The organism is Luteibacter sp. 621 (assembly GCF_050435445.1).
Classification (GTDB): Bacteria; Pseudomonadota; Gammaproteobacteria; order Xanthomonadales; family Rhodanobacteraceae; genus Luteibacter.
Map to the genome: position 1 here is coordinate 175,570 of NZ_JBNDKI010000008.1, position 14,259 is coordinate 189,828.

Genomic DNA, 14,259 nt, shown 5'->3' on the forward strand with positions numbered 1-14,259 from the left:
CCGGTAGGTTCGCAGGAACGCCCCGCCCCCTCGGCGGCGTCTCGGAGAAGATGGCGACGTTAGCGTGCCATCCATTGGGCCGCCAGCGCCAGCGCTGCCGGCAAGGCCTGCACGTACAGGATGCGACGGCTCGCGGTGATGGCGCCCCACAGGCCGGCCACAACCACGCAACCCAATCCGTAGAACACGAACGCCGTGGCGAACGGTTCGCGCAACACCAGGCCCAGCACCAGTGCGACCACCAGGAAGCCGTTGTAAAGGCCCTGGTTCGAGGCCAGCGAGGCGCTTTGCTGGGCGAAGGCGGGGGTAATACCAAACACGCGTGGACCGCGCGAGCGCCAGAGCACCATCTCAAGCACCACGATGTAAATGTGGATCAGGATGACGAGCGCGGTAAGTACGGTGGCGAGCAAGGGCATGGCGATCCTTCGTTGGCGTGTTGGGCGCAGCATAACGATGCGGGGCCCCGGCATCACGCGTTTTGGCAACCCAGCGCCCAACCCGTGGGTTTACGTAGGCCGATCGTTGGATTGCACGCCGCCCCGCCGCCGGGTTTCATTACCGGATGCGTAACGTCATGGCAGCCCAGGAGATATCGCTGGAGGCCCTCGGGCTCCTCCAGGCCCTGCTGCACCGTGACTATGACGAGGCCCAGTTCCGTGCGGGCCACGTCGCCCGCCACGCCACACTGCACGAACACCTGCCCGTGGCCGATGCCGCCGAGCGCATCGAAACCTTGCTGCAAACCGGCCCGGTAAATCACGATGAGCTGCATGTCGCCCTGCGTAGCCTTGCAGCATCTGTTGATCGTATGCATGCCGTTGCCCTCCGCCGAGCCGGAAAGCTGTTCTGAGGTTACGGCTCGGGTACGATTCCGGGAGATGCCCCGGAGCCCGACCCATGAGTGACCACCTCAAGCACATCCAACCCAGCGTCCCGCCGAGCGGCACCGGTTGCGTGGAATGCCTCGCGACGGGCGACTGGTGGTTTCACCTGCGCCGCTGCACGGAATGTGGCCACATCGGCTGCTGCGATGACTCGCTCAACCGGCATGCACGCAAGCATTTCCATGACACCGGCCACCCTATCATCCAGAGCTTCGAGCCCGGTGAGGACTGGTTCTACGATTACCGTTCCGACCAGGAAGTGGATGGCCCCCGGCTGGCCGATCCCCAGCATCACCCGATCGACCAGCCGACGCCGGGACCCGCCGGCGCCGTGCCGCGCAACTGGCAACGCCTATTGATGGAACGCAATGACTGATTTGATCGACTGGGACGACTTCACGAAAGTCGTGATGGTGGCTGGCACGGTGATCCGTGCCGAAGCATTTCCCGAAGCACGACGCCCCGCCTACCTCATCTGGGTCGATTTCGGCCCCTACGGCGAGCGCAAGACCAGCGCCCAGGTCACCGGCGTGTACCAGCCCGAAGAGCTGGTGGGGCGGCAGATCATCGGCGTCATCAACTTTCCCGAAAAGCAGATCGGCCCGGTCCGTTCACAGTTCCTGCTGACGGGATTCCACACCGACGATGGCGTCGTTGTCGCCACGACCGAGCGCGTGGTGCCCAACGGCACGCGGCTCGCGTGATGTGATGGACGCGCTCATTGCGAAAATCTGGGTGGATGCCGATGCCTGCCCCAACGTCATCAAGGACATCCTGTTCCGCGCCGCCGAGCGCGAACAGGTCGAGACGACCCTGGTGGCGAACCAGTGGATACGAACACCTGCGTCGAAGTTCATCCGCTCGATCCAGGTACCGGGTGGCTTCGATGTCGCCGATGACGAGATCGTCCGCCGCGTCGAAGCGGGCGACCTTGTGGTGACCCAGGATATCCCGCTGGCTGCGCTGGCCATTGATAAAGGCGCGATGGCGCTGCATCCGCGCGGTGAGATGTTTACCCGCGACACTATCGCGGCGCGGCTCTCCATGCGTAACTTCATGGAAGAGTTGCGCGGCGCTGGCGTTGACACCGGCGGCCCGGCCGCCATGCACCCGCGCGACCGCCAGAACTTTGCCAATGAGCTCGACAAGTGGCTTGCGCGTCGACGCGCACGGCCGGGTCAATAGCGCCGATCAGGCCGTCGCCGGGAGCGTGCGGGGCAATTCGTCCGCCGAAACAGGGCTGCCGAGCAGGTAGCCCTGCAACGCATTGCAGCCCAACCGCGTCAGGAGCTCCTGCTGCTCCACCGTCTCGACGCCCTCGGCCACGATCTTCAGGCCTAGCGTCTTGCCGAGGGCGATAATCGCCGAGACGATCGCCTCATCATCGTTCCCGCAGGCAAGCTCGGTAACGAACCCGCGATCGATCTTCAATTCATCGGCCGGCAGCTGCTTGAGGTAGAGCAAGCTAGAGTAGCCGGTTCCGAAGTCATCGATGGAGATGCCCACGCCCAGCGCCGCCACCTGGTTGAGAATGGCGAGGCTTGTCTCCGCATCGCGCATCGCCGTGGATTCAGTGACCTCTACGGTGAGGTGGCGCGGTTCAATGCGATGACGGACGAGCGCATCGCGCAGGGTGTCCACCAGGCCCGCATGGTTGAGCTGCGCCGTGGAAACGTTCACCGCGACGGTCCATTCGGCGTGCCCGGCATCGCGCCACGCGCGCATCTGCCGGCAGGCCTCATCGATAACCCAGTTACCGATCGGCACGATGAGCCCCGTGCGTTCGGCCACCGGCAGGAACTGATCAGGGGGAACGAGCCCTTCGCCCGGCTTGTTCCATCGAAGCAAGGCTTCAGCGCCCACCATGGGACCATTCGGCGACACCAGCTTGGGCTGGTAATGCAGCGTGAATTCGTTGCGGTCGAGTGCGCGGCGCAGGTCCTGCTGAAGCTTCAGCTGCTGGTGCACGTTGGCGTTCATGGCCATCTCGAAAAAGCGAAAGGCACGACGCCCCTGCTCTTTCGCGTGGTACATGGCCGCATCGGCATTGATCATGAGATCGTGACGCGTACGGCCGTTTTCCGGGTAAAGCGAAATGCCCACACTGGCGGACACGTGGGCCGTTACGTTGTTGATGGCGTACGGCTCACTCAACAGATCCACCAGCTCCTCGGCCAGAATGGCCGCATCTTCCGGGCTGCGGATATCGACCACGACAACAAACTCGTCGCCACCCAGTCGCGCCACGGTCTCCTCGTCGCGCTTGCATGCCAGGATGCGGCGCGAAACCTCCCTTAGCAGCTCATCGCCGACGTGGTGCCCGTAGACGTCGTTTACCGCCTTGAAACCATCGAGATCGAGGAAGAGGACAGCGAAGCGTCGACCACTGCGCGACGCGTTATGGATAGCCTGGTCGATACGATCTTCAAGCAGCACGCGGTTCGGCAACCGCGTGAGGTTATCGTGCAGCGCCAGTTGCAGCAGTTCGCTGTTGGCGCGGTCGAGCGACGTGGCCAGCATGCTCGCACGCGCATCCAGCATGGCCACGGCCAGTGCGATGGCAAATACGGAGAGCGTCACCACGATGACGACGACGGCGAGGTATTTCACGTCGATGCCCCCGGCTACCGCCGCGCCACACCAACTCCCCTCCGGGAAGTTAGCGGCGGCCATGCCCGTGTAGTGCATGCCGACGATAGCGCAGCCCATCACCAGCGATGCGCCGAAACGCGCAACCCAGATACGCCGGGCATCCCGGCGAAGGCGGAAGGCGATCCACAGCGCTGCGCCTGAAGCGAGCACGGCGAAGAGGATAGATAGCGAAAACAGCAGCGGATCGTAAATGACTCCGGGCACCATGCGCATCGCGGCCATGCCCGTGTAGTGCATGGCGGAAATGCCCGCCCCCATCAGGAGGGCGCCGACCACGAGGCGGCGGCGTGGCAATTCACTCTGGCATACCAGCCACAGCGCAAATGCGGATGAGCCCACGGCAATCACCAGCGAGAACGCCGTAAGCTCGATATCGTAGCCAAGGGTGATGGGCAAGCTGAAAGCCAGCATGCCCACGAAGTGCATGGCCCAGATGCCCAGCCCCATGGCGAATGAGCCACCCAGCAGCCAGAGCGCCGATGCGCGGCCACGGGTGCCAGCCACACGCCCAGCCATGTTCAACGCCGTGTAGGAAGCCAGGATGGCTACGACGAACGAGAACGCGACAAGAACGTTGCTGTAACTGCTGGCGAGCATTATTGGACCCTGCAATGGGGAGAACGGGGTTCGCACCTCATCCCATCAATTTCGGTAGTTTCGGCGATTTCTTGAGCCAATTTGCCGAAAATGGCTGGCCAGATGACAGCTTTTCGTAGGCGTTCGATTTTATCTGGGTGGTATTCGGCCCTCGGCCAGCGGCATAGCAACGCCGGCACCGCGCACATGGGGAAGGTTCGTGACGACAACACCAAGCAAGGAGCAGAGGGCGGCCACCGCACCCGTGAGTACCCAGATCCGTAGCGTATGCACCTCCTCCTTTACTGCAAGGAGGACCTCTGCCTTTGACGAACCGATCTCCAGCCGCAAGGCCTCAAATCGTGCATTGAGCTCATCCCGGGTTACTTCGGCCATCACTTGCTCCTCCATCACAGTGAATGTGAAGGTTACCTACCCGCGACACGGCTGGATGTCAGGGATTGACGGAAGCTATGTAGGCGCCAGGCCGGCGGACACAAAAAAACCCGCTTTCGCGGGTTTCTTTGCGATCCGGCTGAGGTTGATCCGAATCTATGTTGGTGCCCAAGGGGGGACTCGAACCCCCACGACCTAAGCCGCTACCACCTCAAGGTAGTGCGTCTACCAATTCCGCCACCTGGGCATAACTTTTAAAAACCGGGGTGTTGCCTGATTACTTCTTGGCCGTCGAAGCGGACGCCGGGTTGGCTGCCTGCTGCGGGGCCGGAACCTCATTGTTTGCCGCCGGTGCCGTGGCTGCCGGGACATCACCGTTGGCCGCCGGGGCCTTCGGAACATCGGTGGCCGGAGCCGCCGTGCTATTTGCCGGGACCGCCGGGGCGGTAGCGCCAGACATCACGCCGAGATCTGCCGTTGGCTGGGGGTTACCCGTACGGCCCAGGTAAATACCCATGCCGAGGCTCAACAGGAAGAACAACGTGGCCAGCACCGCAGTGGCTCGCGTCATGAAGCTGGACGAGCCGCGTGCACCGAACACGGTAGCGGATGCACCGCCACCGAAACCAGAACCTGCCTCCGCACCCGCACCGCGCTGCATAAGAATCAGCACGATCATGGCTGCGGCGATCAGGATATAGAAAACGCTGAAGAGAATGAACATGTCTTCTTGTTTGCCGAGTCGCGAATTATCGACGCGCCGCGGCGCATTTGCATATATCCAGGAAATCGGAGGCCACCAGGGCAGCACCGCCGATCAGTCCCCCGTCTACATCTGGCTGGGCGAAAAGCTCGGCCGCATTGGCCGGCTTGACGCTTCCGCCGTAAAGCACCCGGGTCAGGAGCGAGATATTAGCATCCTTTTTTGCCAGTTGGCTACGGATGAACGAATGAATTTTTTGCACCTTCTCCGGCGTGGCCGTGAGGCCGGTGCCGATGGCCCAGACCGGCTCATAAGCGATGATCGCTTCGCGGAACGGCTCAATCCCGTTGTGATCGAGCACAGCGGCAAGCTGGCGGCCGATCACCGCCTCGGCCTGCCCGGCCTCATGCTCTTCCTTTGTCTCGCCCACGCACAGGATCGGGGTAAGCCCTGCCTGGCGCGCAGCCTCGAACTTCTTGGCCAGCAGTGCGTCGGACTCGTGCTGGTACTGGCGGCGCTCGGAATGGCCGACCAGCACCCACGTGGCGCCCACGTCGCGCAGCATGGCGCCCGAGACCTCACCGGTGAACGCCCCCTGCACATGGTGCTCGGAAAGGTTCTGCGCCCCGAAGCCCAGGCCCCGGTCGCCGTACTTTTCCGTCAGTTCATGGAGAAACACGTCGGGAGGAAAAACGAGCACGTCGGTGCCATCGGGCAAGTCCTCCACGATATCGCGGACGAGCTTGTCGGCCATGGTTCGCGAGCCGTGCATCTTCCAGTTTCCGGCGACCAGCTTCTTGCGCATGGCTTGGCTTCCAGGCAGTGGCAAAGGGGCGGCAGGATAGCCGCGGGCCCGTGATGGGCAAAGCTGCAACGCCGCATGGAAAGGTCCGCATGCTGCGTTCACCGAGGGTAACGCATGCTTCGGGCATTTGAGCTTGGCAGATCCGGCCTATCATTGCCCCATGCGTATATTGAGAATTCTCTTCATTGCCCTGCTCCTTGCCGGAACGGGCGTCGCCCTGGCCCAGGATGGGGATGCTGCGGCAACCCCTGCCCAACAGCTGGACGACCTGCGTGGGCAGCTGGACACCGTCGAAAAGACGATGAAGGCTGCCGATGTGCCCGATGGCCAGATCGACGACCTGCGCGCCCAGGCCAACGACGTAGGAAGCAAGGCCCAAAAGGTATCGAGCTCGCTGCAGGGCAGCCGCGACGCCGCCAAGGCCCGCGTCGACCAGCTCGGCCCGGCGCCCACCGGCGGCGCCAAGGAGCCCCCCGAGGTCATCCAGGCCCGCAAGGATGCCCAGAAGGCGTTCGATGCGGTGGATGGCCAGATCAAGCAGGCCGACGCCATGGCCCTGGAAGCCACGCAAACGGCCAACGCCCTTTCCGACCTGCGCCGCACACGGTTCCAGGAGAGGATTTCCCGGCAAAGCTACTCGCCGCTTTCGCGCCCGTTCTGGTCCGAACCAGCCAAGGCCTTCCCACGTGATTCGGCGAATGTGCGTGAATTCGCGGCACAGGCGCAGGCCGATATCGCCGATAGCTGGGCCAATGGCAACCGCACGGCGCTGATCAGTTGCGTGCTCGTCGGCTTGCTGCTGATGACCGGCGTGAGGTTCTGGATCGAATCGCGCGTGCGCAGCCTTACAGCGAACCGCATGCCCCCGGGGCGCCTGCGCCGATCGGCCCTCATTGTTGGCATTACCCTGACCTCGGCACTCACCACGGGCATCGGTACGCAACTGCTGTACGTCGGCCTCAACTGGCGCGATACGTTCAGCGATGAAACCAACGAAGTGGCGAAGGCCATCGTCCATCTCGTTTTCTTTGGGGCGTTCATTGCCGGTCTTGGCCGTGCACTGATCTCGGTGAAGCGGCCGTCGTGGCGCCTGCCGTCGATATCGGACGAAACGGCCCTGAGCCTGCGTCGCTTCCCGATGCTGTTCTCCATTGCCGTTGTCGTCTTCTATTTCCTGCGCGTACTCAACCGCGTCATCGGCACCAGCCTCGCCGCGGAAGTGCTCACGAGCAGCCTGCAGGCGGTGGTGCTGACCGTGCTCACGGCGCTTGCGCTGATCCGCCTCAGCCGCACCCACCACGTCACCGAAGAAGGAAGCACGGAACCGCCACGCCCGGTGTGGGCGAGCCTGTTCATCGCCGCCGCATGGGTGGCCATCGTCGCGTCGTGGCTAGGCCTGCTCAGTGGCTTTATCGCCTTCGCTTCCTGGATGGCGGGCCAGGTCGTATGGACGCTAATCGTCATTTCGGCGACCTATCTGGCCATGCGCCTGGTCGATGACCTGTTCGAAACCCTACTCTCTGAAAAGGGGCCGATGAGCGCACGTGCGCAGGCCATCTTCGGAACCCACCCGAAGCTGCTGGACCAGGCCGGTGTCCTGCTCTCCGGCGTATCGCGCCTGGCCTTGTTCCTGTTTGGCCTTACCGCGGTGATCTCTGGCTTTGGTGCCGGCACCTCCGACATCATCGACCTGGCCAGCAAGGTGCAGCAGCTGAAGGTGGCTGGCGTCACCCTGCAACCCGCACAGATCCTCGGCGGTATCGGGGTGTTTTTCGCAGGCTTGCTCGCCGTGCGCATCGTGAAGGGATGGCTCGCGGACCAGTACCTGCCGCGGACAAGCCTCGACCCCGGCATGCGCACATCGCTCACCACGTTGCTCGGCTATGTCGGCATCGTCATCGTGGTGTCGATCGCCCTGCTCTCGCTGGGCCTGTCGCTACAGAACATTGCGTGGGTCGCCTCCGCCCTCTCGGTCGGCATCGGCTTCGGCCTCCAGGCCATCGTGCAGAATTTCATTTCTGGCCTGATCCTGCTGGCCGAGCGACCGGTAAAGGTCGGCGACTGGGTCGTCCTCGATGATGCCGAGGGCGATATCCGCCGCATCAATGTCCGCGCCACGGAAATCCAGGTGGCCGACCGCTCCACCATCATCGTTCCGAACTCGTCGTTTATCACCAAGCCCGTGCGCAACATGACCATGGCCAACCCACAAGGCCGTGTTCTGATCAAGTTGCCCATGCCGCTGGATTCGGATCCGGTATCCGTGCGGGAACACGTACTGGCCGCCATGCAGGATCACCAGGGCGTCGCGGAAACACCGGCACCCTCCGTCACCCTGGACAGCATCGACCGTGCGGCCATGACCTTCTCAATCACGTGCTACGTGGGCAGCCCGCGCGACGTGGGTGGGGTGAAGAGCGACCTGCTGTTCGAAATCATTGCTCGCCTGCGTGGCGCGGACATCCCGCTGCTGCGGCCACAGGACCTGGTGTTGCGCTCGGGCGGGAACATGGGTGACCTGATCGGGCCGACCGGCGCCGCCGCGCCGAAGGCCTCCACGGATCCCGACGCGTGAGGTAACCGGGATCGCGTGCAAGCACGCTCCTACACAAGAACCAAGCTCGTGTAGGAGCGTGCTTGCACGCGAAAGCCAACACGGCGGTGAAGCCGTGCGCTTAATTCTTCACCGGCGCCAACCGCAGATCCTGGAAGTCGAAGCTGAAATCCGTCAGCGGCGACACCGGCTCCATGCGCACTTCGCGCACCTTGCCATCGGGATCCAGGGCGAAGTTAACGAACGCATCGCCGTTGAGCGAGCGGTCGTTCCAGTGCGCGATGAACGTATCGTGCTGCCACGGCTCAAGCGTGCCGGTGAGCTGGGCCGTCTTTGTAAAGCTCAGGACCAGCTTGCCAGCCTGCTTCGACACCTTGACGTCCCCATACCAGGGATCACGATACGTGCCGACATAGCCATCGAGCGCCAGCGAGGGCTTCGCCCCCTTCATACGAGCGGCCTCGTGCTGCTTCATGCTGTCGTCGGCGTTGCCTTCGGCCTTCTTTACCGAGGCGGCGTAGGCAGCGATCCAGTCCGTCTTCGGCGCATCCATGTAGGCATCCAGCGCGCGCATGGTCACGGCCTGGAACGCGGCGCCGCTCTCCTGGTTGGTGAGCACCACCACGCCAAGATTCAGGTCTGGTACCAAGGTAAGGCGCGAGACCATGCCCGGCCAGCCGCCGGTGTGCCACACCAGCTTGTGCCCGCGGTAATCGGAGACAAACCAGCCCTCGCCGTAGCCTGAGAAGTTCGGCACGGCGGCCTTCAGCTCCGGCACGCTCGGCTCGGGAATGCGGATGGGCGTGAGCAGCGACCACATTTCCTTCTGCCGCGCTGCCGAGAACAAGCGCTGCTGCTTGCCGTTGGCATCGGTATACACGCCACCGGCGAGCTGCATGGTCATCCACTTGGAAAGATCATGCACGCTGGAGTAGATACCGCCCGCGGAGGGGTTGTTGTTCCACGACATAGGGTCGACCGGCTTCAGGTCCTTGAAGTCGAACTTCGCGTGGCCGATAGCGGTGTCGTCACCGGGGTTGATATGGTCGGGCGCACTGGTGATCGATTCGGTCATACCCAGCGGCTGGAAGATGCGATCACGCACGAAATCCGCCCACGGCCGGCCGGACACCTGCTCGATGACCAACCCCGCCACGGCGAACAGAATGTTGTCGTAGGCGTACTCGGCGCGGAAGCTGTTGGCGATCGGCACATAGCGCAGCCGCTCCACCACCTCCTTGGTGGTGTACGTGGTCGCCGGCCAATACAGCAGATCGCCGGCACCCAGGCTAAGGCCGCTGCGGTGGGCCAGCAAGTCGCGCACGCGCATTTCGCGGGTCACGTACGGATCCGACATCTGGAACCAGGGCAGCCTGTCCACCACGCGGTCATTCATGTCGAGCTTTTTCTCGTCAGCCAGGATAGCCAGCGAGGCGGCGGTGAACGCCTTGGTGTTCGATGCGATAGCGAAACGGGTATGCGCATCCACCTTGGCCGGATCGCCGAGCTTGCGCACGCCCGAGCCCATCTCGAGCACGATCTTGCCGTCCTTCACGATCGCCACGGCGATACCGGGTACGTCGAACTGCTTGCGGGTGGCGTCGACATACGCATCGAAATCAGCCAGCGCGACAGGCCGCGAATCAGCGGCGACGGCGGCTGGAGCCGATGTCGCATCCTGCGCCTGCGCGGCCAGCGCGAAAGCAAACGATGCAACCCCGAAGGCGAGGACATGGCGGAGACGCGACATTGGGTAACCCCTGCTGGAAAAACGGTGTTCCAGACTATGCCGCGCCAGGCGCTGTTACGGAAGAGAGCGCTTAGGCCTTGCTTTTCTGGCTGAAGAGCACGCTACCCAGGATGATGGCGCCGGCGAGCGCCATGGTCGGCGTAAGTGCCTCGCCCAGGAACATCCACGCCCAGGCCACGCCGAACAGCGGCACGAGGTAGGTAGAGGTCGCCGCGCGGGGCGCGCCGATTTTCTGGATAAGGCGGAAGTAGAACGCGTAGGCCAGGCCCGTGGAAAGCACGCCAAGCGCGACCACGCAAGCCCACGACTTTGCCGGGATGGGCGCCTCCGGCCAGGTCAGCCACGCCAGTGGCGCGGTGAGCAGGGTGGCACCCAGCAGGCAGCCCGCTGCCACCGCCGTGGGAGCGATATCCGAAAGGAAACGCTTGATCAGGTTGGCGGCCAGGCCGTAGCAGAACGATGCCGCAGCGCCGGCCAGCGCCGCCATGCCCACGTTTTCACCGGCGGTCTTGCCACTGGCCAGGATCACGACACCCGCAAAGCCCGCGACCAGGGCAATAGCCTTGCGCGTACCGATCTTCTCGCCAAAGCCGACGAAAGCTACGAGTGCAGCGAACAGCACGGTCATGCTATTGGCGATGGCGCCAATGCCCGCCGGCGCCCGTTCGGCGCCCCAGGCAAACAAGGTGAACGGGATGGCGGCGCTCAGGCCGCCAAGCAGCAGCATCTTCCACAGGTGCGCAACACGGATGGTGCTCCGCGCACGCCACAGCAACGGCAGCAGGATGGCCGAGCCAAAAGCGAGGCGCGTGGCGACCATCGGGAACGGCCCAAAGTCCTTCGCGGCCACGCGCATGAACAGGAACGACCCGCCCCAGATAGCGCCGAGGGCAACCAGCTCAGCCCCGGTGCGCCAGTCGCGCTCGGCCACGGGTGTGATCGGGTCCACGGGGGATTCGGCTGCGGCGGACATACGAACCTCACTTGTGTCTGGCCTTACATTGTCGCTGGAACATGGGCCCGGACAAGCGCATTCTTTGCACGCCAGCCTATCAAACGATTCAACCCTCGCCCCCATGCGCTCTGCCCTTCTCCCTGCCCTTGCCGCCTTCGCCTCCGCCGCCCGGCACCAGAACTTCGCCCACGCCGCCGAGGAACTGCACCTCACCGCCAGCGCCGTAAGCCACCACGTGCGCAAGCTGGAGCTCGCCCTGGGCGTGAGCCTGTTCCAGCGGCATGCGCGCGGCGTGGCGCTAACCCCCGAGGGGCGGTTACTGGCCGATGCGGCGGGCTCGGCCCTGGGCGAAGTTGAATCGGTGCTCGACAGCCTGCGCCAGCACCGCCGCGACCATGGGGTACGCATCAGCGTGCTGCCCTCATTGGCGGCCAACTGGCTGGTGCCCAGGCTACGCCGCTTTGCGGATATCCACCCTGACGTGCGGCTATCGATCGATACGGACCGTACGCTCGTGCGCTTTGACGAAGCCGGCCCGGATATCGGCATCCGCTACGGGCTCGGCGCGTGGCCGGGCCTCACCTCCCGCTACCTGATGGACGATTCACTGCAACCCCTCGCCCCACCCGAGCTCGCCAGCCGCGTGCGCGAGCCGGCCGATGTAGCCACCCTGCCCCTGCTGGCGGATATCTCGCCCGAAGGCTGGCGCGAGTGGTTCAAGGCCGCAGGCCTGCGCTACCCGCGTACCGGCACGGTGCATACGCTCAGCGATTCGGCCGATGGCCTGAACGCCGCCGCCACGGGCCTGGGCGCCGTGCTCGCCCGCACCCGGCTGGCAGGCGCGCACCTGGCGGATGGCCGGCTGGTTCGGCTGCCTGGGCCAGCGCTGCCCACGAAGTACGCCTACTACGTGGTGCACACCGCCAACCGCTCACCCACGGCGGCCGCGCAAGCCTTCATCAACTGGCTGGAACGCGAAGCCGCAGCGATGCTGCTGTAGGGATTACTCGACGCCGACAAAACCGCCGGTCTGGTGCGCCCACAGGCGCGCATACAGGCCACCGTGCGCAATGAGTTCGGCATGCGTTCCCGTTTCGACGATCGCGCCCTTTTCCATCACCACCAGGCGATCCATCCGCGCAATGGTGGAAAGCCGGTGCGCGATGGCGATCACGGTCTTGCCCTGCATCAGCGTCTCCAGGCTTTCCTGGATCGCGGCCTCCGCTTCGGAATCCAGCGCCGAGGTCGCCTCATCCATCACCAGGATCGGCGCATCCTTCAGCAGCACGCGCGCAATGGCGATGCGCTGGCGCTGGCCGCCGGAAAGCTTCACGCCACGCTCGCCCGCATGGGCGTCGTAGCCGGTGCGCCCCTCGCCATCGGAAAGCAACGGGATGAACTCATCGGCGCGCGCCTTGCGCACCGCTTCGGCCATATCGGCATCGCTCGCATCGGGGCGTCCGTAGAGCAGGTTGTCGCGGATTGAACGATGCAGCAGCGACGTATCCTGCGTCACCACGCCAATCTGCGAGCGCAGCGATTCCTGGGTGACCCGCGCGATATCCTGGCCATCGATCAGGATGTGGCCTTCTTCGAGGTCGTAAAGGCGTAGCAACACGTTCACCAGCGTGGACTTGCCTGCGCCGGATGGCCCCACGAGGCCGATCTTTTCACCCGGGCGCACGATCAGGTCCAGGCCACTGATCACGCCACCGGCCTTGCCGTAGTGGAAGTGGATATCGTCGAAGCGAACCTCGCCCTTCGACACCTGCAACGGCAGCGCATCGGGCCGGTCGACCACGGTGCGCTCCTGCGAGATGGTGGTGATGCCATCCTGCACCGTACCGATATTGTCGAAAATGCCGTTGACCACCCACATGATCCAGCCGGACATGTTGTTGATGCGGATGACCAGGCCGACGGCCAGGGCCACCTGCCCGGTCGATACGGTGCCGCGCACCCATAGCCACAGCGCCAGCGCGCTGGTGCCAGCGATCAGCAGGCCATTGAGCGAGGTGATCGAGAAATCCATCGTGGTGATGATGCGGTTCTGCGCGCGCAGCTTCTCGGTCTGCTCGCGGATGGCCTCCTTGGCATAGCCTTCCTCGCGGTTAGTGTGCGCGAACAGCTTGAGCGTCATGATGTTGCTGTAGCCATCGACGATGCGGCCCATCAGCTTCGAGCGCGCTTCCGAGGCATGCCACGAACGCTCCTTCACCCGCGGCACGAAGAACACCAGCATGCCCACGTACCCGCCGATCCACAGCACCAGCGGCAACGCCAGCCAGATATCGGCCTTGGCGAACAGGTAGATCGACGTACCCGCGTAAACGGAGACGTACCACATGGCATCGACGACTTGCACCGCCGATTCACGCAACGACGGCCCGGTCTGCATGATGCGGTTGGCGATGCGGCCGGCGAAATCGTTCTGGAAGAACGCCAGACTCTGCTTCAGCACGTAGCGGTGCTGCTGCCAGCGCACCATGGCAGTGAGGCCAGGGTTGATCGCCTGGTTCACCAGCAGGTCGTGGATGCCGATGAAAAGCGGCCGCAGGATGACCACGACAAAGGCCATCCACACCAGGGCCTGCATGTGGGTCTGGAAGAACGTTGCCGCCGGCGTCTTCTGTGCCATATCCACGACGCGGCCGAGGAAATCGAACAGCGCGACTTCCACCAGCGCCACGGCAAGGCCGAAAGCCAACGCCACGACGAACAACTTCCATACCTGGCGCAGGTAATGGACATAGAAACGCACAACGGTCTTCGGCGGAGCTTTATCGGGCGCGTCGCGGAAGACATCGATCAGGGATTCAAACCAGCGGAAGATCATGCGGCGGATTGTACGCCTGTGCCATGGCGGCCGCATTTCCGGCGGCGACACGCCCTGTAGGAGCGGGGGGGGGGGGGGGGGGGGGGGGGGGGGGGGGGGCGCGCCGCGCCCGCGCCGCCCGCCCGCGGCGGTGGTGGGGGCGGGG

Annotated in this window: 14 protein-coding genes and 1 tRNA gene; 6 read left to right on the plus strand and 9 right to left on the minus strand. The window is 64.1% G+C overall.

The genetic code is table 11. The annotated features are described in order from the left end of the window. Nucleotides 1–59 precede the first annotated feature (59 nt). The gene (locus ABIE56_RS11230) at nucleotides 60–419 is read right to left on the minus strand and encodes a DUF1304 domain-containing protein (RefSeq protein WP_429243895.1); all 360 of its coding nucleotides are present in this window, start codon (nucleotides 417–419) and stop codon (nucleotides 60–62) included. A gap of 158 nt (nucleotides 420–577) precedes the next feature. On the opposite strand from ABIE56_RS11230, the gene ABIE56_RS11235 reads away from it, so the two are divergent. The 4 genes from ABIE56_RS11235 to ABIE56_RS11250 are packed head-to-tail and all read left to right on the plus strand — an operon-like array spanning nucleotide 578 to nucleotide 2,072. Further along, nucleotides 578–853: a hypothetical protein gene (locus ABIE56_RS11235; protein ID WP_429243896.1), complete on the plus strand. Its 276-nt coding sequence runs from the start codon at nucleotides 578–580 to the stop codon at nucleotides 851–853. Nucleotides 854–900: 47 nt separating this feature from the next. Next, nucleotides 901–1,263: a UBP-type zinc finger domain-containing protein gene (locus tag ABIE56_RS11240; protein WP_429243897.1), complete on the plus strand. Its 363-nt coding sequence runs from the start codon at nucleotides 901–903 to the stop codon at nucleotides 1,261–1,263. After that, the gene (locus ABIE56_RS11245; protein WP_429243898.1) at nucleotides 1,256–1,591 is read left to right on the plus strand and encodes a tRNA-binding protein; all 336 of its coding nucleotides are present in this window, start codon (nucleotides 1,256–1,258) and stop codon (nucleotides 1,589–1,591) included. Before ABIE56_RS11240 ends, ABIE56_RS11245 begins: the two co-directional genes overlap by 8 nt. 4 nt (nucleotides 1,592–1,595) lie before the next feature. Further along, entirely contained in the window at nucleotides 1,596–2,072 is a 477-nt protein-coding gene (locus ABIE56_RS11250; RefSeq protein WP_429243899.1) for a YaiI/YqxD family protein, read from the plus strand. A 6-nt stretch (nucleotides 2,073–2,078) separates the two neighbouring features. Here ABIE56_RS11250 and ABIE56_RS11255 read toward each other — a convergent pair whose 3' ends face one another. From ABIE56_RS11255 to tpiA, 5 genes are all read right to left on the minus strand, one after another. Further along, on the minus strand, nucleotides 2,079–4,136 hold the full coding sequence (locus ABIE56_RS11255; protein WP_429243900.1) for a putative bifunctional diguanylate cyclase/phosphodiesterase: 2,058 nt from the start codon (nucleotides 4,134–4,136) through the stop codon (nucleotides 2,079–2,081). A 129-nt stretch (nucleotides 4,137–4,265) separates the two neighbouring features. Continuing rightward, nucleotides 4,266–4,511, minus strand: a complete 246-nt coding sequence (locus tag ABIE56_RS11260; protein ID WP_429243901.1) for a hypothetical protein — start codon at nucleotides 4,509–4,511, stop codon at nucleotides 4,266–4,268. A 162-nt stretch (nucleotides 4,512–4,673) separates the two neighbouring features. After that, nucleotides 4,674–4,758: transfer RNA gene (locus tag ABIE56_RS11265), tRNA-Leu, on the minus strand. 30 nt (nucleotides 4,759–4,788) lie between these two features. After that, complete coding sequence (gene secG / locus ABIE56_RS11270; protein WP_429243902.1) at nucleotides 4,789–5,235, minus strand: preprotein translocase subunit SecG; 447 nt, start codon at nucleotides 5,233–5,235, stop codon at nucleotides 4,789–4,791. 25 nt (nucleotides 5,236–5,260) lie between these two features. Next, the gene (tpiA, locus tag ABIE56_RS11275) at nucleotides 5,261–6,019 is read right to left on the minus strand and encodes a triose-phosphate isomerase (RefSeq protein ID WP_429243903.1); all 759 of its coding nucleotides are present in this window, start codon (nucleotides 6,017–6,019) and stop codon (nucleotides 5,261–5,263) included. Nucleotides 6,020–6,179: 160 nt separating this feature from the next. Here tpiA and ABIE56_RS11280 point away from each other — a divergent pair, with 160 nt between their 5' ends. After that, nucleotides 6,180–8,594: a DUF3772 domain-containing protein gene (locus tag ABIE56_RS11280; protein ID WP_429243904.1), complete on the plus strand. Its 2,415-nt coding sequence runs from the start codon at nucleotides 6,180–6,182 to the stop codon at nucleotides 8,592–8,594. A 100-nt stretch (nucleotides 8,595–8,694) separates the two neighbouring features. On the opposite strand, the gene ABIE56_RS11285 is transcribed toward ABIE56_RS11280, so the two are convergent. Together ABIE56_RS11285 and ABIE56_RS11290 are read right to left on the minus strand one after the other, a co-directional pair. Then, nucleotides 8,695–10,323, minus strand: a complete 1,629-nt coding sequence (locus ABIE56_RS11285) for a serine hydrolase (protein WP_429243905.1) — start codon at nucleotides 10,321–10,323, stop codon at nucleotides 8,695–8,697. Between the two features lie 70 nt (nucleotides 10,324–10,393). Continuing rightward, nucleotides 10,394–11,296: a DMT family transporter gene (locus ABIE56_RS11290; protein ID WP_429243906.1), complete on the minus strand. Its 903-nt coding sequence runs from the start codon at nucleotides 11,294–11,296 to the stop codon at nucleotides 10,394–10,396. Nucleotides 11,297–11,399: 103 nt separating this feature from the next. Here ABIE56_RS11290 and ABIE56_RS11295 point away from each other — a divergent pair, with 103 nt between their 5' ends. Further along, nucleotides 11,400–12,278 carry a LysR substrate-binding domain-containing protein gene (locus ABIE56_RS11295; RefSeq protein WP_429243907.1) on the plus strand — a complete coding sequence of 293 codons (879 nt, stop codon included), beginning with the start codon at nucleotides 11,400–11,402 and terminating at the stop codon, nucleotides 12,276–12,278. Between the two features lie 3 nt (nucleotides 12,279–12,281). Here the strand turns inward: ABIE56_RS11295 and ABIE56_RS11300 are convergent, their stop codons facing one another. After that, the gene (locus tag ABIE56_RS11300; RefSeq protein ID WP_429243908.1) at nucleotides 12,282–14,114 is read right to left on the minus strand and encodes an ABC transporter ATP-binding protein; all 1,833 of its coding nucleotides are present in this window, start codon (nucleotides 14,112–14,114) and stop codon (nucleotides 12,282–12,284) included. Between the last annotated feature and the right edge of the window lie 145 nt (nucleotides 14,115–14,259).